The organism is Cellulosimicrobium sp. So1_17 (assembly GCF_055181235.1).
In genome coordinates, this window is sequence record NZ_CM143702.1 from 460,494 (window position 1) to 478,168 (window position 17,675).

A 17,675-nucleotide genomic window follows, 5' to 3' on the forward strand; every position below is an offset into this window, starting at 1 on the left:
GCGGACGGACCTTGCGAGTGAGTGCTCACTCAGTTATCGTCCTCCCGTGACCCAGACGTCCGACACCCCGGCACGGGCGGGGAGCTCGCCCGAGCGCAAGCGGGCGCGCCCCCTGTCGCGCGAGGAGCGCCGTGCCGCGATCGCCGCCGCGACGATCCCGCTCCTCGTCCAGCACGGTGCCGGGGTCACGACGCGCCAGATCGCCGACGCGGCCGGCGTGGCCGAGGGCACGCTGTTCCGGGCGTTCGCCGACAAGGACGAGATCCTGCGCGCCGCCGTGGTCCGCTCGCTCGACCCTGCACCGGCGGTCGGGATGATCGACGCGCTGCCCGACGACGACCTGCGGCCTCTCGTGACGAGCCTGGTCGAGCTCCTGCTCGAGGCGCAGCGCATCGGCATGCGCGTGTTCGCGGCAGCCCACCAGGTGCTCGACCCGACCCGCCGCCCGGGCTCGGCCGCTCCCCGGGACGAGGCCGGGCGGGGACCGGACCGCGGTTCCGCGACGGGCCGCGTCCGCGGGCTGCACGGCGCGCACGGGGCGGGTGTGGACGCACGCGAACGCTCGGCGACGGCGATGGTCGAGGCGATCGAGCGCCGTCTCGAGCCGCACCGCGACGAGCTGCGCGTCGAGCCGTCGGTCGCGGCGCGCGCGCTGTTCTCCCTGGTCTTCGGAAACGCCTTGCCGCACGCGGCGGGCGGTGCCAGGCTCGACGCCGCACAGCTCGCCGACCTGGTCCTGGGCGGAGTCGGCGCGGCCGTCGCGACCGACCCCTCACCCTGACCCCGGTCGCCGGCACCCGCCGACGCCCGTGCGGCCGCCGCTCGCCCGGCGACCTCTCGCCGCCGTCCCGCCCGCGCGGGCCGCGGCACCGCCGTCCCCGTCCCGCAGCCCCCACCCGGACAGGAAACCCATGCTCGTCAGCCTCCTGCGGACGCGGTTGCGTCCCTACCGGACGCCGATCGTCGTCCTCCTCGTGCTCCAGCTCCTCGCGACGCTCGCGTCGCTGTACCTGCCGAGCCTCAACGCCGACATCATCGACCAGGGCGTGACGCAGGGCGACACCGCCTACATCGTGCGCACCGGCGGCCTCATGCTCCTCGTGAGCCTCGGCCAGGTCGTGTGCGCGGTCGCCGCGGTGTACTTCGGCGCGCGCGTCGCGATGTCGTTCGGACGTGACGTGCGCGCAGGGCTGTTCACCAACGTGCAGCGCTTCTCCGCGCAGGAGATGGGCCAGTTCGGCGCCCCCTCCCTCATCACCCGGACCACCAACGACGTGCAGCAGGTCCAGATGCTCGTCCTGCTGTCCCTGACGATCATGGTCATGGCACCGATCATGCTCGTGGGCGGCGTCGTCATGGCGCTGCAGGAGAACGTCGAGCTCTCCGGCCTCCTGCTCGTGATCGTGCCGGTCCTCGGCGTGAGCGTCGGGCTGATCATCTGGCGGATGGTCCCGTACTTCCGCACGATGCAGCAGCGGATCGACGCGATCAACGCCGTGCTGCGCGAGCAGATCACCGGTATCCGCGTCATCCGCGCGTTCGTCCGCGAGCGGCGCGAGGCGGAGCGGTTCGACGTCGCGAACGACGCCCTGTTCGACGTCTCGCTCAAGGCCGGCAAGCTCATGGCGCTCATGTTCCCGACGGTCATGCTCGTCATGAACGCGTCGAGCGTCGCGGTGCTGTGGTTCGGCGGCAGGCAGATCGACGAGGGCGCCATGGAGGTCGGCGCGCTGACGGCGTTCCTGTCCTACCTCATGTACATCCTCATGGCCGTGATGATGTCGACGATGATGTTCATGATGGTGCCGCGCGCGGCGGTCTCCGCCGAGCGCATCACCGCCGTCCTGAGCACGCAGGCCACCGTCGTCGAGCCCGAGCAGCCGGCCGTCCTCACGCGACGCACGGGTCGCGTGGAGGTCGAGGGCGTGGAGTTCCGCTACCCCGGTGCCGAGGACCCGGTCCTGCACGACGTCTCGTTCGTCGCGGAGCCCGGCATGACGACCGCGATCATCGGCTCGACGGGTGCGGGCAAGACGACGCTCCTCAACCTCGTGCCGCGGCTGTTCGACGTCACGGCAGGCGCCGTGCGCATCGACGGCACCGACGTGCGCGACCTCACCGGCGCCGACCTCGGCTCGCTCCTCGGCCTCGTGCCGCAGAAGGCGTACCTGTTCTCCGGGACGATCGCCGACAACCTGCGCTACGGCAAGCCCGACGCGACGGAGGAGGAGATGTTGGCCGCGCTCGACGTCGCGCAGGCCCGCGACTTCGTCGAGGCGCTCGACGCCGGGCTCGACACCCCGGTCGCGCAGGGCGGCACGAACTTCTCGGGCGGACAGCGCCAACGGCTCGCGATCGCCCGCGCGATCGTCCGCGACCCCGCGGTGTACCTCTTCGACGACTCGTTCTCCGCGCTCGACTACGCGACCGACGCGCGGCTGCGCGCGGCCCTCGCGCCGCGCACCCGGCACGCCACGGTCATCGTGGTCGCGCAGCGTGTCGCGACCATCCGCGGCGCCGACCAGATCCTCGTGCTCGACCACGGCCGCATCGTCGGCCGCGGCACGCACACCGAGCTCCTCGAGTCCGACGAGACCTACCAGGAGATCGTCTACTCCCAGCTCTCCATGGAGGAGGCAGCATGAGCCGCGAGCAGGACTCCTCGCGCACGCCCGCGTCGTCGGGCACGGACCCGTCCGGCGCAGCACCCGCGAACGGCGCCGCGACCACGCCCGCGAAGGGCGCGCGTCTCGAGGGCCGCCCCCGCGGCGGCGGGCCCGGACCCATGGGCAGCATGGGCATGCCCGCGGAGAAGGCGCTGGACTTCAAGGCGTCGCTGCGCCGGTTCGCGGCGTCCCTGCGGCCCGAGCGCGTGCCGATCGTCGCGGTCGTGATCCTCGGCGTCGTGTCCGTGGCGCTCGCGGTCGCCGGACCCAAGCTCCTGGGCAACGCCACGAACATCATCTTCGCGGGCGTCGTCGGGTCCCAGCTCCCTGCCGGCACGACGCAGGCGCAGGCCGTCGAGGCGTTGCGGTCGCAGGGGCAGGACCAGGTCGCGGACCTCGTCTCCGGCGTCCCGGGCCTCGTGCCCGGCGAGGGGATCGACTTCACGGCGCTCGCGACCGTGCTCGGCTGGGTGCTCGCGGTGTACGTGGGGTCGTTCCTGTTCGGCTGGCTGCAGGGGCGCATCACGGCGATCGTCGTGCAGCGCACGGTCTACCGGCTGCGCGTCGAGGTGCAGGCCAAGCTCGCGCGCCTGCCGCTGTCGTACTTCGACCGCAACCAGCGCGGCGAGATCCTCTCGCGCGTGACGAACGACATCGACAACATCTCGCAGACGCTCACGCAGACGCTGTCCCAGCTCGTCACGTCGGTGCTCACGGTGGTCGGCGTGCTCGGCGCGATGTTCTGGATCTCGCCGCTGCTCGCGGTCGTCGCGCTCGTGACCGTCCCGCTGTCGGTCGTCGTCACCGCCCAGATCGCCAAGCGCTCGCAGCCGCAGTTCATCCAGCAGTGGGCCGCGACCGGGCGTCTCAACGCCCACATCGAGGAGATGTACACCGGGCACACCCTGGTGAAGGTCTACGGCCACCAGCAGACGGCGATCGACGACTTCGAGCGCGAGAACGCGGCGATGTACGACGCGAGCTTCAAGGCGCAGTTCATCTCCGGCACCATCCAGCCGGCGATGGGCTTCATCGCGAACCTCAACTACGTCATCGTCGCGGTGGTCGGTGGCCTGCGGGTCGCGTCCGGCACCATGACGCTCGGTGACGTGCAGGCGTTCATCCAGTACTCGCGCCAGTTCACGCAGCCGATCACGCAGATCGCGTCGATGATGAACCTGCTCCAGTCCGGCGTGGCGTCGGCCGAGCGGGTCTACGACCTGCTCGACGCGCAGGAGCAGACGCCGGATCCGTCGCCCGCCGCGAGGGTCGGCACGGTCCGGGGCCGGGTCGCGTTCGAGGACGTGTCGTTCTCCTACGACCCCGAGGTCCCGCTCATCGAGCACCTCGACCTGACGGTGGAGCCCGGCCGGACGATCGCAATCGTCGGGCCGACGGGCGCGGGCAAGACCACGCTCGTCAACCTCCTCATGCGCTTCTACGACGTCGACTCGGGTCGCATCACCCTCGACGGCGTGGACACCCGGGACATGACGCGCGACGACCTGCGCTCCGACATCGGCATGGTCCTGCAGGACACCTGGCTGTTCAAGGGCACGATCGAGGAGAACCTGCGGTACGGCGTGCGCGACGGCCGGGACGTCGACGAGGAGGCCTTCCTCGCCGCGACGCGGGCGACGCACGTCGACCCGTTCGTGCGCACGCTGCCCGACGGGTACGCGACGGTGATCGACGACGAGGGCTCGAGCGTGAGCGCGGGGGAGAAGCAGCTCCTCACGATCGCGCGCGCGTTCCTCGCCGACCCGGCGATCCTCGTGCTCGACGAGGCGACGAGCTCGGTGGACACGCGGACGGAGGTGCTCGTGCAGCAGGCGATGAACGCGCTGCGCGCAGGGCGCACGTCGTTCGTCATCGCGCACCGCCTGTCGACCATCCGGGACGCCGACACGATCCTCGTCATGGAGCACGGCGACATCGTCGAGCAGGGGTCCCACGACGAGCTCCTCGCCGCGGGCGGTGCCTACTCGCGCCTCTACGAGAGCCAGTTCGCCGCCCCGCTCGGGGCAGAGGCCGAGGACGACGCCGAGCCGCCCGCCGTCTCCGCCGACCGGGTGCCGGCCCCGCCGTCGGCCGGCTGAGCCCGGGCGCCGGGCGCCGGGCGCGGGGCGCTCGCCCGCCCCGTCGCCGTCGTGGTCGTCGAGCACGACGACCTCGACGGCGACGGGGCGGTACGGACGGTGCTTCGCGGGTGCGTGCAGGGCCGCCGAGTCGTCCAGGGGTCCGAGGCCGCGGCGGCCGGCGTCAGCCGGCCGATCCCGGCCCGGTGGCGCACCGCCCGCTCACGCCCGGACCGCCTGCGCGGGGACGTGGTCGCGCGCCAGCCAGCGCCGGTCGACCCACTTCGTGACCTCGACGAGGAGGAACACCACGACCGAGAGCCCGAGCGTCTTGCCCCACTCCGCGGCGTCGATGGGTGCGGACTCGAACCACGTGTGCATGAAGGGCGCGTAGACGAAGACCGCCTGGAGGACGAGCAGCGTGGCGGCCGAGATCCAGACCACCCGGTTGCCGCGCAGGACGTCGAGCGTGAGGCTCGACCGGTCGAGGAACCGGCAGTTGAAGAGGTAGGCGAGCTGGCCGAGGGCGAGCATCGTCACGGCCGTCGTCTGCGCCTCCGCGAGCGGTACGCCCTGCGCGCGCTCGACGTAGAACAGCAGGATCGTCGCCCCGCCGATGAGGAGCGACACGAGCAGGACGCGGCGCAGGTACGCGCCGTCCAGGATCGACGCGCCGGGGTCGCGCGGCGCGCGGCGCATGACGTCGGGCTCGGCCCTCTCGTACGCGAGCGCGAGGGAGAGCGTGACCGCGGTGATCATGTTGATCCAGAGCACCTGGACGGGCTGGAGCGGGAGCGTGAGCCCGAACAGGACTGCGACGAGGATGACGAGCGACTGCGCGCCGTTGGTCGGCAGGAGGAAGAGCACCGACTTGCGGATGTTGTCGTAGATCCGCCGCCCCTCCTTCACGGCGCGCTCGATCGTCGCGAAGTTGTCGTCCGCGAGGACGACCTCCGCGGCCTCCTTCGTCGCCTCGGTGCCCTTGATGCCCATCGCGACGCCGACGTCCGCCTGCGTGAGGGCCGGTGCGTCGTTCACGCCGTCGCCCGTCATCGCGACGACCTCGCCGTGGGACTGCAGCGCGGAGACGATCCGGATCTTGTGCTCGGGGCTCGTGCGCGCGTAGACGTCGACGTCGCGCACGACGGCGCGCAGCTTCTCCGTCGACATCGCCTCGAGCTCGGGGCCGGTGAGGACCGCGGGGGCGGAGTGCTCGTCGCCGCCGTCGGGGGAGCCGTCCACGATGCCCATCTCCCGACCGATCGCGACGGCCGTCCCGGCGTGGTCGCCGGTGATCATCTTCACGCGGATGCCCGCGTCGCGGCACTCGGCGATCGCTGCGACCGCCTCGGGTCGCGGCGGGTCGACGATCCCGACGAGACCGCAGAGCTCGAGCCCTGTCGCGACGTCGTCCGCGTCGAGCGTCGACGTGCCCTCGGCCGCCGTCGTGCGGGCGGCGGCGAGGACGCGCAGCCCGCGCGCGCCGAGCGCGTCGATCTGCTGCTCCCACAGGTCCCGGTCGAGCGGCTCCGGGTTCCCGTCCGTGCCGGTCTGCGTCGAGCAGCGGTCGAGCACGCGGTCGGGGGCACCCTTGACGTGCACGTGCAGCGCGCCGTCGGGATCGGCGTCGAGCGTCGCCATGAACTTGTTCTCGGACTCGAACGGCACGACGGCGACGCGCCGCCACCCCGTCGGGTCGACGCCGGCCTTCATGCCGAGCGTGCGCAGCGCTCCCTCGGTGGGCTCGCCGACCAGGCGCCACCCGTCGGCGTCGGCGTCGTCGGGCACGATGCGCGCGTCGTTGCACAGCATCATGGCCGTCGCCACGGCGGCGAGGTCGTGGTCCTCGGCGAGGTCGGCGTGCCGGCGTGGTGCGTCGGTCCCCGCACCGACCGGCCCCGCCCCGTCGGACCCGACCGTGACCTCGCCCACCGGCGCGTACCCGGCGCCCGCGACCGCGAACGACCGGGCGGACGCGCGCACCGTGCGCGCGGTCATCTCGTTCTTCGTGAGCGTCCCCGTCTTGTCCGAGCAGATCGTCGTCACCGATCCCAGGGTCTCGACCGCGGGGAGCTTGCGCGTGATCGCGCGCCGCCGCGCCATCTGCTGGACGCCGAGCGCGAGCGTGATGGTCACGAGCGCGGGCAGCCCTTCCGGGACCGCCGCGACGGCGAACCCGATGGACGCCGAGATCAGCTCGGGCACGGAGAAGTCGTGGACGACGCGCCCGATGATCACCATGACGACGGCCATCGCGAGGATGAGGACGGCGAGGATCTTGCCGAAGCGGTCGAGCTGGCGCGTGAGCGGCGTCTCGAGGTTGCGGACCTCGGAGATCATCGTCTGGATGCGGCCGATCTCGGTCGCCTGGCCGGTCGCCGTGACGACGCCCACGCCCTGCCCGGCGGCGACGATCGTGCCGGAGAACAGCATGCTCGTCCGGTCGCCGACACCCGCGTCCGGCTCGACGGCCGCGACCTTCTTCGACGACGCCACCGACTCGCCCGTGAGCGCCGACTCCTCGACGCGCAGGTTCGTCGCCTGCAGCAGGCGCACGTCGGCGGGCACCTTGTCGCCCGAGCGCACGCGCACGACGTCGCCCGGCACGACGTCGTCGGCGTCGATGCTCGCCCACGCCCCGTCGCGCCGGACCTGCGCGGTGACCGAGAGCATGTTGCGGATGCCGTCGAGCGCGCTCTCGGCCCGGCCCTCCTGGACGAATCCGATCGCCGCGTTGATGACGGCGACCGCGAGGATCACGGTGAAGTCGACCCAGTCGCCGAGGATCGCCTTGAGCACCGCGGACACGAGCAGGATGTAGATGAGGATGTCGTCGAAGTGGACCAGGATGCGCTTCCACAGCGGGTCGCGCTGCGGCGGCGCGAGGCGGTTCGGGCCCACCTCCGCGAGGCGCGCGGCGGCGTCGTCACCGGCGAGGCCGCCGTCCGCGGACCGCAGCGCGACGACGACGTCGGCGGGCGGCCGGGACCACGGCGCGGCGAGCGCGGGGTCGTCGGCGAGGGTCGTGGTGGAGGTCGGCACGGCGTCCGGCGCGGGTCCCATGTGCCCATTCGACCGCTCGCGGGCGCATCGCGCGAGAGGGCGAACGTCCCTCAGCGCCCGGTCGGGTCGGTGAACGGGTCGACGACGGGGACGCCCGTGTCACGGAAGTCCCGGGCGTTGCGGGTCGCGACCGTGAGGCCGTGCACGAGCGCGGTCGCCGCGAGCAGCGAGTCCACAGCCGGGAGCGTCCGCGTCGCGTGCAGCGTCGACCACCGCGCGGCGACGTCGAGGGTCACGGGCAGAAGGCGGTCGGCGTAGCCGTCCTCCAGCCCACGGACCCACGCGTCGAGGGCGTTCGCCCGTCGCGGGTCGCGTGGCGCCAGTCGTTCGACGCCGGCGCGGATCTCCCCGACTGTCAGCACGGAGAGATGGAGCTGGTCCGTGCGCAGCCCGCGGAGCCACGACACGACGTGCGCTTGGGGGCGCGACCTGACCAGCTCGGAGACGACGTTCGTGTCCAGCAGATACCTCACGAACCGGTCCCCAGGTCGACCTCGCGCGGGGTGGACCGGTCGCGCACCACCTCGAGGTCCTCGGCCTCGGGCGCCTGCAGGAGGTAGTCGACGAGCTCGAGTCGGACGCCCGTCAGCTCGTGATAGAGGTCGATCCCCACGACCACGGCGACGTCCTTGCCGTGCCGGGTGATCACCTGGGGTGTGCCGTCGGCCGCCTGTCGCAGCACCTCGCTGAGACGCTGCTTCGCGTCCTGAACCTGCCAGCTGGTCATCGTCGCCACCTCCCGCTGGCCAGTCTAGACCGTCTGGACAGAATTCCTGGCGCCGTCCCGTGGCAGGTTCGCGCCGCTCGACCCTCCCTACGTCGTGGGCAGCGTCGCGCGACGGCCGCACGACGTGCACGTCGGAGGTGGGCAGGATGCCTGAGGAGCGCACGACCGAGCGGACCGTCCTCGAGCTGCGGATCCACGGCGTGGCGAACACGCCGCCGCACGGCATGCTCGACCTCCCGCCGGGCGAGGTCGAGCAGTGCGACGGGGACGGCCTGGGCAGCTTCTGGGTCGCGAACGCCGAGGCCGACGCGCGGGATCGCGTGCCGGGGTCCGCGGAGCACCCGGTCGCGCCGGGCGACCTCCACGCGGTCCGCGCGGACGTGCGGCGCGAGGCCTACTCGTGGGGCGCGATGGCGCGGCTCGGGGCCTTTCCCCTGTCCGGGGCCGTCGGCGCCGTCGGCCGCGGGCTGACGCGCGCGCTGTGGGCGCTCAACGTGCCGTTCGGTCTCGCGAACGTCGCGTACTGGGCCCGGCGCGTGCCCGAGGCCGAGGACGACGAGGTCGCCCGCGCCCCGGTTCGCCGCTCCGACGAGACCGTCGAGCGCGCGCGGCCCGAGGCGACGGCGGCGGCCGTCCGCGTCTTCGGTCTCGCCCTCACGCTCCTCCTCACCGCGGCGGTCACGACCGTCACGGTCCTCGTCGTCGGCACGCGGTGCATGGGCGTCGTGGCGCCGGACGCGACGACCGTCGACGTGTGCGCGCGCGTCCCGTCGCTGCTCGACGGACTCGCGCGCACCGACCACGGCGACCGGGTGGTGCTGCTCTCGCTCGTGCCGATCGCCGTCGTCCTCCTGCTCGTCGCCGTCGCCCGTGCGGGCCAGGTCCGGTTCGACGAGCGCGTCTCCCTCGCGCGGGCGGGGCAGGTGCGTGTCGGCGCGGGCACGGGGCCGCTGCTCTACCGGGCCGGGTTCTGGAGCCGGCGCGTCGCCGGCCCTTCGGCTCTCCTCGCGCACCTCGCGGGCGCGGTGGCGCTCGTCGCGGTCCTGCTCGCGTGGACCGACGACCGGTCGGGGACGGGCACGGCCCTCCTCGTCGCCGGGGCGGTCGTCCTCGCCCTGTGCGGGGTGGTCGTCGCGCTGCGCAACGACGACGACGGGATCCAGGTGACGCCGCCCCGCTGGAAGGGCGCCCTCGCCGTCGCCGCACTCGTCCTCGCCGTGGCCCTCTGGGTCGCCTCCGCGGTGCTCAGCTCCCGCCGGGCCCCGGGGGTCGAGCTGCCGTCGTACGTCGGGATCGACGTCGCGCCCACGATGCTGGGTGCGGCCCTGACCGGCATCGCCGCGGCCGCGCTGCTGTGGCGCAGACGCGTCCCGACGCTCGTCTGGGCGACGGTCCCGCTGGTCGTCACGGGGTGCCTCGCGGTCGTCGCCGTGGCGCGGGTGGTGGACGACGGCGGCGCCGTCGCCGCGTACGGGGAGACCACCAACGCGCTCCTCGTCTGGGGCGCCGTCGCGGCGCTCGCGGTGCCGCTCGGCGTCGCGCTCGTCCCGGCGCTCTCGCCGGTCCGTCGGCAGGGCCCCGAGCGCTGGTCGGGCTGGTCGGGCGCCGGTCCCGGGGTGTTCCTGCTGACCGCCACCGCGACGGCGGCCGTGCTCACGAGCCTGCTGGTCCTGGGGACCCAGGTCTACCTGGCGGGCGGCCGGGACACGCGCCCGGACGCCGAGGGCCAGCTCAGCGTCGCGATCGTCCGGACCGTTCCGGGCGTGCAGGACGTGCCCGTGCCGTCGGCGTACACCGAGTTCGGCATCAGCGCCCTCGTGCTCTGCGCGACGGCGCTCCTCGGGCTGCTCGCGCTCGCCGCGCCGGGGCTGCACGACCTCACCCGACCGTGGACGACGTGGATCGGACGTGCGGCCGGGACGGAGTCCGACACGACCGGGCCGACGGCGTGGGCGGCGTCGAGCATCGCCGAGGCCGAGCGGCAGCGGACCGAGGGCACGCGGCAGCGGGTCGCCGACATCCCCGTCGCGGCACGTCGAGCCGTCCGCGCCCGACAGGTGGCGGGCGTCACCCACCGGGCCGAGAACGCCGTCGGGGTCCTCGCCCTCGCGTCCTGGTGCACGCTCGTGGTGACGATCCTGCTGGGGCGGGCCGGGGAGTCGGTGGCGGGGGTCTGGGATCTCGGCTGGGACCAGCTGGCCGCCGTCGCGGTGCCCGCGGTCGGGGCGCTCGCCGTCGCGCTCGTGGCGAGCTTCGTCGCCGCAGGGGCGGAGGGGGTCTCCCGGCCCTGGGGCCTGCTGTGGGACCTCATGTGCTTCCTGCCCCGCAGCGCGCACCCGTTCGGCCCGCCGTGCTACGCCGAGCGCACCGTCCCCGAGGTCGCGGCGCGCGTGGAGGCGTGGCTCGACGCCGAGGACCTTCCGGCCGCCCGACGGCCGGGCGTGGCACCACGGCGTCGCGTCGTGCTCTCGGCGCACTCGCTCGGGGCCGTCATGGCGGTCGCCGTCGTGCTGGGCCGCGCGGGGAACCCGGCACCGCGCACCGGCGACGTCGCGCCCGCGCTCCGGACGGACGGCGACGGCAGGCTCGGGCTCCTCACGTACGGGGTCCAGCTCCGTCCGTACTTCGGCCGGTTCTTCCCGTCCCTGCTTGGTCCGCAGGTGCTCGGGACTCCGCCGTGCGGCGGGCCGGCGTGGCGCGGGGACCCGTGGCGTCGGCAGACCACGAACCCCCGGGTCGCGCTGCGCGACGCCGCTCTGCTCCAGGCCCCCGGGGCACGGGCCGGCAGCGCGGCGGGGAGCGCGCTCGCCGCGCACGACGCGCTGCGCAGGAAGGCGGTGGAACGTGACGCCGAGCTGCGGCAGGCCGAGCGCCGCCTGCGGAGCGCGACGGCGCGCCGGATGCCCGAGGACCGCGTCGAGCGGCTGCGGGCCGACGTCGCCGCGGCGAGGAAGGCGCTCGAGGCCGCCCGGGTGCCGCTCGAGGTGGCGGAGGACGCCGTGACGGGAGCCGTCGTGGCGGGGCGTCGCGCGCTCGGGGACGACGCCGACGCGGCGGAGCGCGCCTACCGGACGGCGCGCCTCCACGGGGAGGACGCGACGGCCGAGCGCCGCGCCGCCGACGCCGCGTGGTCGCGCGCGTGCGCCGGGCCCGGCACCGCACCGCTCGACCCGGCGACGCCCACGCTCGTCCGGCTCCTGCGGCACCACGAGCGACAGCCCGCGTGGGTCAACCTGTGGCGTCGTACGGACTTCCTCGGGTTCCCCGTCGTGTCCTACGGCACGAACCCCGTGGACCACGGCGCGGACGAGGTCGACCGCGGCGCGTACCTCCTCACCGTGGCCGCGCACAGCGCCTACCCCCGAGCGTGGGCGTACCACCTGGCCCTCGACACGGTGCTCGGGAGGCTCGGCACGCCGCGGCCCGGCGCGAGCACCCACCGGGCGACCCCGCCCCCGGTGCTCGGCGTTCCCGCCGCGGTCGGCTGATCGGGGAGAATCGACGGCGTGATCCCCGAGAGCCTGCACGTCGTCCGCGTCACCGACCCCGCCGACGAGCGGCTCGCCGACTACACGAGCCTGACCGACGTGGCGCTGCGCGCGAAGCACGAGCCGGAGAAGGGGCTCTACATCGCGGAGAGCTCGACCGTCATCCGGCGCGCGCTCGCCGCGGGGCACCGGCCCCGGTCGTTCCTCATGGCGGAGCGCTGGCTCGCGGACCTGGCCGAGGACATCGCCGGGCTCGCCGCGAGGTTCCCCGTCGACGACGCGCCGGGCGGCACGGGCGAGCCCGTGCCGGTGTTCGTCGGCGAGCCCGACGTGCTCGAGGCGATCACCGGGTTCCACCTGCACCGCGGGGCGCTCGCGGCCATGCACCGCCCGCCGCTGCCCAGCGTGCACGCGCTCGTGACGGGCGCCCGTGGCGGGGCGGGCGCCCGACGCGTGGCGGTGATCGAGGACGTCGTGGACCACACGAACGTGGGCGCGATCTTCCGTTCTGCGGCCGCTCTCGGCGTGGACGCCGTGCTCGTCTCGCCACGGTGCGCCGACCCGCTGTACCGCCGGTCGGTGCGCGTGAGCATGGGCACGGTGTTCCAGGTGCCGTGGACGCGGTTCGAGAGCTGGCCCGGCGGGCTCGCGGCGCTGCAGGAGGACGGCTTCACGGTCGCGGCGCTCGCGCTGTCCGACGACGCGGTGACCCTGGACGACCTCGTCGCCGACGCGCCGGAGCGCCTCGCGCTCGTCCTCGGGACCGAGGGCGACGGGCTGTCGCGCGGCGCGGTCGAGGCGGCCGACCGGGTCGTGACGATCCCGATGGCCGGGGGAGTGGACTCGCTCAACGTCGCCGCGGCGTCGGCGGTGGCGTTCTGGGCGACGCGCGTCGCCTGAGACGTCTCGCCCCGACTACGGCTCGGGGCGCGGCGCGACGGCTGCCGCGAGGCGCTCGACCTCGCGCACGACGACCTCGACGAGGCGCGGGTCGCCGAGCGGCCTGAAGTGGCCGGACAGCGGCAGCTCGATGTTCGTCGCGCCGGGCAGCGCGCCGGTCTCGGGGATGTGCGGGTCGAACCGCGGGTAGACGGCGGTGATGCGCGCGTCGACGGCCCGCTCCGCCACGAGCGCGAGGAGCTCGGTGTCGGTGGGGGAGAAGGCGCGCAGCGTACGGCCCACGAGGTAGCGGGCCCACCGCGAGCCGCGGAACGGCGTCGCGACCGCGACCATCCCGGCGACACGACCGCCGGCGGGGGAGAGCATGACGCGCTTGCCGATCAGACCGCCCTTGCTGTGCGCGACGAGGACGGCGCCGCGCAGGTCGGCCTCCTCGAGGTACGCCGCGGCGAGCCCGGCGCCCGCCGCGACGGGCGCGCGGTTGTACCGCAGGTCCGGCACGACGTGCACCGGGTGGCCCGCCGCCGCGAGCGGCCGGGCCACGGGCAGCAGGAACTGCCACGTCTCGTACACGCCGGGCAGGAGCAGGACCGGGGCGCGGTCGCCCGCGCCGGAGGGCACCGCTCGTCGGGCGCGCAGGCCGTGCTCGACCTGTCGGGTGCCCGCGTAGACGTAGTCCGCGGCCCAGTCGGCCAGGTGCCGGGCGCGGGTGGAGATGCTTGCGCTCACGGCACCTCCTTCGCCGCGTGGACGACCGCGTCGACGATCGCGCCCGGGTCGGAGTCCATCGCGTGGTGACGTCCGACGACCTCGCGCAGCTCGCCGTGCGGCGCGGCGTCCGCGAGCTCGCGGGCCCAGCGGTGCGGCGCGACCGGGTCGGCCCTGCCGCGCAGCACGACGAGGCGTCCCGGCACGCGCGGCACGACCTCCTCGAGGTGGTGGGCGAGCATGCGTCGCGTCTGGCGCGCGTAGTACGCCAGGGTGCAGCGCAGCACGTAGTCGACGGCGAGCGTCCCGAGCGCTCGGGGCCGCTCGCCGAACGCGTCGCGCAGGAGGCGTAGGGCGTGGTGCGGCGCGGTGCGGGCGTGGCGGTCCGCGGTCGGTCCGACGAGCACCCCGGCGGGGGCCTCGCGGGGGTGGTCGACCATCGCCTGGCCGACGACCTGGCCACCCATCGAGTGGCCCACGAGCACGACCGGGGGCGGAGAGACGCCGTCGGGCGACGCAGCCAGGACGTGGTCGCGGACGTACGTGGCGACGAGCGCCGCGTGCTCCTCGAGCGGGACGTCGCGTCCTGTGCGCGGCGAGGCGCCGTACCCGGGGAGGTCGATGGCATGGACGGCCGCGCGGAGGTCGTCGCGGCGTGCGAGCTCGTCGACGACCGGACGGAAGGCGCGGGCGGAGGAACCCAGTCCGTGCACGAGGACGACGACGAGCGCTGGGGAGACGGCACCGCTGACGTGCGCGACGGCCGTGAGGTCGCCGACGGTGAACCGCACGTCGGTCTCGTCCTCCACCGGGATCCAGGACGACGTGCGAGCGGGCATGGGCCTCAGCATGGGACACGCGGAGCCGGTGCGCACGGCCGCCGGAGGCCGCCGGCGCGACGGAGCAGGCCCGGGGAGGCCCCGGACCCGCTCCGTCGTGGTTCTTTCAACCGTCAGCTGACGTCGCCGCGCCAGGCGCCCGTCTCGACGCCGCGCGACTCGATGAACTCCTTGAACCGCGCGAGGTCGCCCTTGACGCGGCGCTCGTCGAGCTGCAGCAGGTCGCCGGCCTTCTCCACGACGCCCTCGGGCGACCAGTCGAGCTGGACCGTCACGCGCGTCTCGGCGTCGCTCAGGCGGTGGAACGTCACGACGCCCGCGTGGTCCGGACCGGACGTGCTGTTCCACGCGACGCGCTCGTCGGGGTGCTGCTCCGTGATCTCGGCGTCGAACTCGCGCTCCACGCCGCCGATCTTCGTCCTCCAGTGCGTGTGCGTCGGGTCGAGCTGCCGGATCTCCTCCACGCCCTCCATGAAGCGGGGGAACTCCTCGAACTGCGTCCACTGGTCGTAGGCGGTGCGGACGGGACGCTGACGTCGACGGACTGGGTGACCGTGCTCATCGAGATACCTCCTGGTGTCGGGGGCGGTACCCCTCCACCCTGAGCACGATCGCGTCCGCTCGCGCGCCGAGCGCCGCCGTCACTCCACGTGGCTCGACGGGTCTCCCGAGGCGGGGCCGGACGCCGCGCCGCGCTCCGCGGCGGGGTCGCGCATCTCCGCCTTGTCGACGACGCCCAGCTCGTCGAGGAGGAACAGGAACGCGCGGGCGTAGGGGTTGTCGTCGACCCGCTCGCGCACCTCGGGCCAGGCGATCTGCTCGCGCATCGCACGGGCGACGGGGAGCAGGCGCGAGAAGTCGCAGAAGTGCTCGCCGATCACGCGCAGCTTCGACGCCATGATCTCCGTCGCCGACAGCACGGGCATGCGCACCGCGAGGACCTCGAGCTCGTCGGTCCGGGCGAGGAGGTCGTCGTCGATCGGCTCGCCGACCATGCGGTAGAGCACGTCGACGAGCTCGCCGTGGTGGTACGCCTTGAACAGCCAGTTCTCCGTCGGCTCCGTGATCTCGAGGCCCGCCTCGGCCAGCACCTCGCGCGCCCGGTCCACGTCGACCTCGCGGATCGCGAAGTCGGCGTCGTGGCTCGGCTCGGGTGCGCCGCGCGCCCACGCGGCGTACCCGCCGACGAGCGCGTGCGGGATCCCGGCCTCGGCGAGCGCCGCCGCGGTCATGCGCAGGCCGTCGTGCAGGGCCTCTCTGTCGTCCACCATGCCCCAGGGTCTACACCACGCGCCGTCCACCGGCACGTCGCGCGCCCGTCGCACGCCGGTCGAGCGCACGCGTGCCGCGCCGGACGGACCGTGCGGGGTGCGGCGTGACGCCGGCGCACCCAGAATCGAGACGATGCGCCTCGCGACGTTCAACATCCTCCACGGGCGGTCGACGGTCGACGACAGGGTCGACCTCGACCGCTTCGCGGGCGCCGTCCGCGCGCTCGACGCCGACGTCCTCGCGCTCCAGGAGGTCGACCGCGACCAGCCCCGGTCCCACGGCGCCGACCTCACGGCCGTCGCGGCAGAGGCCGCGGGGGCGGTCGACCACCGGTTCGTCGCGACCCTCGTCGGCGAGCCGGGCGTGTGGTCCGCGCCCACCGGGGAGCAGCAGCCCGGCCAGGCGGCGTACGGGATCGCCGTCGTGAGCAGGTTCCCCGTCCGGGCCTGGCGGACCGTCGTCATGCCGCCGCCGCGCACACGGGTGCCCGTGCGCTTCCCCGGCAGCCGCGTGCCCACGCTCGTGCGCGACGAGCCGCGCGCCGCGCTCGTGGCGAGCCTCGACGCCCCCGCAGGGCCGCTCACCGTCGTGTGCGCGCACCTGACCTTCGTGCCCGGGCGCAACCTCACCCAGCTCGTCCGGCTCACGCGCTCGCTCGCCGAGGACGCCGTAGAGCCCGTCGTGCTCATGGGCGACCTCAACATCGACGCACCGCAGGCGGCCCGCACGAGCGGGTGGCAGCCGCTGGCGAGCGCCGCGACGTTCCCCGTCGGGGCACCGGCGCGCCAGCTCGACCACGTGCTCGCGCACGGGGCGGTCCGCGCCACCGCGCCGGCGCTCGCGGTCGACACGGGACTGTCCGACCACCGCGCCCTCGTCGTGCCCGTCGCGCTCGGCGGTGAGCACGTCGCGTCACCCACGCGGGCCCACGCCGCGGACGAGGACCGCGCGCCGTCGGCCCACCAGCACGAGCCCGGTACCCGACGGGCGTGACGTCCGTCGCACCCGCAGCCCCTGGATCAGCACGCCGTGCATAGATTAGCCTCACCTATGTGAGTGGAACCTCAGTCGTGCCCGACACGTCCCGCCGGCTCGGTGCCGCGGCCCTGTCCGGGCACGACCTGCACCTGTCGTACGACGCCCGCACCGTGGTGCACGGCGCCGGCCTCGACCTCGTCCCCGGCGAGGTCACGGCACTCATCGGCCCCAACGGGTCCGGCAAGTCCACGCTCCTGCGCTCGCTCGCGCGCCTGCACCGCCCCGACGCCGGGACGGTCAGGCTCGACGACGACGCCGACGCGCTCGCGCTGCACCCCCGGGACTTCGCGCGCCGCGTCACCCTGCTGTCGCAGAGCCGGCCCACCCCGAGCGGGGTGAGCGTGCGCGACGTCGTCGCGTACGGGCGCCACCCGTACCGGGGACGCTTCCGCTCGAACGACGCCGACGGGCCGCGCGCCGTCGCCCACGCGATGGAGGTCACGGGCATCACGCCGATGGCCGAGCGCGGCGTGGACGAGCTCTCGGGCGGGGAGCTGCAGCGCGTGTGGCTCGCCACGTGCCTCGCGCAGGACACGGGCGTGCTCCTGCTCGACGAGCCCACCACCTACCTCGACCTGCGGTACCAGGTGGAGCTGCTCGACCTCGTCCGCGACCTCGCGACCGAGCACGGCGTCGCCGTCGGGGTCGTGCTGCACGACCTCAACCAGGCGGCGTCCGTCGCGGACCACGTCGTGCTCCTGCAGATGGGCGTGGTGCGCGCGTCGGGCAGCGCCGAGGACGTGCTCACGTCGGACCTGCTCACCGAGGTGTACGGCATCCACGTGGACGTCTACACGCACCCGCTCACAGGACGCACCTGCTGCGAGCCGCTCGGGCGCCACGCGTCCCGCGCCGGCGCCGCCCTGCACGTCTGACCGCTCCACCCTTCCGCACCT

The 17,675-nt window shown here is 74.3% G+C and carries 13 protein-coding genes and 1 pseudogene; 7 read left to right on the forward strand and 7 right to left on the reverse strand.

Going from position 1 to position 17,675, the window contains the following annotated elements:
- Positions 1-46: 46 nt before the first annotated feature.
- The 3 genes from ACZCLJ_RS02055 (at position 47) to ACZCLJ_RS02065 (ending at position 4,765) form a co-directional block, all read left to right on the forward strand.
- Positions 47-781 (forward strand): TetR family transcriptional regulator, encoded by a 735-nt coding sequence (locus ACZCLJ_RS02055; RefSeq protein WP_463105291.1) that lies wholly within the window; start codon positions 47-49, stop codon positions 779-781.
- A gap of 130 nt (positions 782-911) precedes the next feature.
- Positions 912-2,645: an ABC transporter ATP-binding protein gene (locus tag ACZCLJ_RS02060; protein WP_463105292.1), complete on the forward strand. Its 1,734-nt coding sequence runs from the start codon at positions 912-914 to the stop codon at positions 2,643-2,645.
- A gap of 155 nt (positions 2,646-2,800) precedes the next feature.
- Positions 2,801-4,765 (forward strand): ABC transporter ATP-binding protein, encoded by a 1,965-nt coding sequence (locus tag ACZCLJ_RS02065; RefSeq protein WP_463106337.1) that lies wholly within the window; start codon positions 2,801-2,803, stop codon positions 4,763-4,765.
- 201 nt (positions 4,766-4,966) lie between these two features.
- On the opposite strand, the gene ACZCLJ_RS02070 is transcribed toward ACZCLJ_RS02065, so the two are convergent.
- The 3 genes from ACZCLJ_RS02070 to ACZCLJ_RS02080 are packed head-to-tail and all read right to left on the reverse strand — an operon-like array spanning position 4,967 to position 8,534.
- Positions 4,967-7,807 carry a cation-translocating P-type ATPase gene (locus ACZCLJ_RS02070; protein ID WP_463105293.1) on the reverse strand — a complete coding sequence of 947 codons (2,841 nt, stop codon included), beginning with the start codon at positions 7,805-7,807 and terminating at the stop codon, positions 4,967-4,969.
- A gap of 50 nt (positions 7,808-7,857) precedes the next feature.
- Entirely contained in the window at positions 7,858-8,280 is a 423-nt protein-coding gene (locus ACZCLJ_RS02075; RefSeq protein ID WP_463105294.1) for a PIN domain-containing protein, read from the reverse strand.
- Entirely contained in the window at positions 8,277-8,534 is a 258-nt protein-coding gene (locus tag ACZCLJ_RS02080; protein ID WP_463105295.1) for a type II toxin-antitoxin system Phd/YefM family antitoxin, read from the reverse strand. The genes ACZCLJ_RS02075 and ACZCLJ_RS02080 overlap by 4 nt, the downstream gene beginning before the upstream one ends.
- 146 nt (positions 8,535-8,680) lie before the next feature.
- On the opposite strand from ACZCLJ_RS02080, the gene ACZCLJ_RS02085 reads away from it, so the two are divergent.
- Positions 8,681-12,022 (forward strand): hypothetical protein, encoded by a 3,342-nt coding sequence (locus tag ACZCLJ_RS02085; protein WP_463105296.1) that lies wholly within the window; start codon positions 8,681-8,683, stop codon positions 12,020-12,022.
- Between the two features lie 18 nt (positions 12,023-12,040).
- On the forward strand, positions 12,041-12,922 hold the full coding sequence (locus tag ACZCLJ_RS02090; protein WP_251151422.1) for a TrmH family RNA methyltransferase: 882 nt from the start codon (positions 12,041-12,043) through the stop codon (positions 12,920-12,922).
- Between the two features lie 15 nt (positions 12,923-12,937).
- Here the strand turns inward: ACZCLJ_RS02090 and ACZCLJ_RS02095 are convergent, their stop codons facing one another.
- The 4 genes and pseudogenes from ACZCLJ_RS02095 to ACZCLJ_RS02110 all read right to left on the reverse strand — a co-directional run bounded on the left by ACZCLJ_RS02095 (position 12,938) and on the right by ACZCLJ_RS02110 (position 15,740).
- Positions 12,938-13,651: an esterase/lipase family protein gene (locus tag ACZCLJ_RS02095; RefSeq protein WP_251151421.1), complete on the reverse strand. Its 714-nt coding sequence runs from the start codon at positions 13,649-13,651 to the stop codon at positions 12,938-12,940.
- On the reverse strand, positions 13,648-14,469 hold the full coding sequence (locus ACZCLJ_RS02100) for an alpha/beta fold hydrolase (protein ID WP_463105297.1): 822 nt from the start codon (positions 14,467-14,469) through the stop codon (positions 13,648-13,650). Before ACZCLJ_RS02100 ends, ACZCLJ_RS02095 begins: the two co-directional genes overlap by 4 nt.
- Positions 14,470-14,582: 113 nt before the next feature.
- Positions 14,583-15,031, reverse strand: a pseudogene (locus ACZCLJ_RS02105) (SRPBCC family protein).
- 79 nt (positions 15,032-15,110) lie between these two features.
- Positions 15,111-15,740 carry a nucleotidyltransferase family protein gene (locus ACZCLJ_RS02110; protein WP_251151418.1) on the reverse strand — a complete coding sequence of 210 codons (630 nt, stop codon included), beginning with the start codon at positions 15,738-15,740 and terminating at the stop codon, positions 15,111-15,113.
- Positions 15,741-15,873: 133 nt separating this feature from the next.
- On the opposite strand from ACZCLJ_RS02110, the gene ACZCLJ_RS02115 reads away from it, so the two are divergent.
- Positions 15,874-16,734, forward strand: a complete 861-nt coding sequence (locus ACZCLJ_RS02115; protein ID WP_251151417.1) for an endonuclease/exonuclease/phosphatase family protein — start codon at positions 15,874-15,876, stop codon at positions 16,732-16,734.
- A 59-nt stretch (positions 16,735-16,793) separates the two neighbouring features.
- Positions 16,794-17,654, forward strand: coding sequence for an ABC transporter ATP-binding protein (locus ACZCLJ_RS02120; RefSeq protein ID WP_463105298.1), 861 nt, complete (start codon positions 16,794-16,796; stop codon positions 17,652-17,654).
- Positions 17,655-17,675 lie beyond the last annotated feature (21 nt).

Excerpts from the sequence above, each read along its gene's own strand:
- ACZCLJ_RS02115 (WP_251151417.1), top strand. The coding sequence starts at position 15,874 with ATGCGCCTCGCGACGTTCAACATCCTCCACGGGCGGTCGACGGTCGAC.
- ACZCLJ_RS02110 (WP_251151418.1), bottom strand. The coding sequence starts at position 15,740 with ATGGTGGACGACAGAGAGGCCCTGCACGACGGCCTGCGCATGACCGCG.
- ACZCLJ_RS02065 (WP_463106337.1), top strand. The coding sequence starts at position 2,801 with ATGCCCGCGGAGAAGGCGCTGGACTTCAAGGCGTCGCTGCGCCGGTTC.
- ACZCLJ_RS02080 (WP_463105295.1), bottom strand. The coding sequence starts at position 8,534 with ATGACCAGCTGGCAGGTTCAGGACGCGAAGCAGCGTCTCAGCGAGGTG.
- ACZCLJ_RS02085 (WP_463105296.1), top strand. The coding sequence starts at position 8,681 with ATGCCTGAGGAGCGCACGACCGAGCGGACCGTCCTCGAGCTGCGGATC.
- ACZCLJ_RS02070 (WP_463105293.1), bottom strand. The coding sequence starts at position 7,807 with ATGGGACCCGCGCCGGACGCCGTGCCGACCTCCACCACGACCCTCGCC.
- ACZCLJ_RS02060 (WP_463105292.1), top strand. The coding sequence starts at position 912 with ATGCTCGTCAGCCTCCTGCGGACGCGGTTGCGTCCCTACCGGACGCCG.
- ACZCLJ_RS02100 (WP_463105297.1), bottom strand. The coding sequence starts at position 14,469 with ATGCCCGCTCGCACGTCGTCCTGGATCCCGGTGGAGGACGAGACCGAC.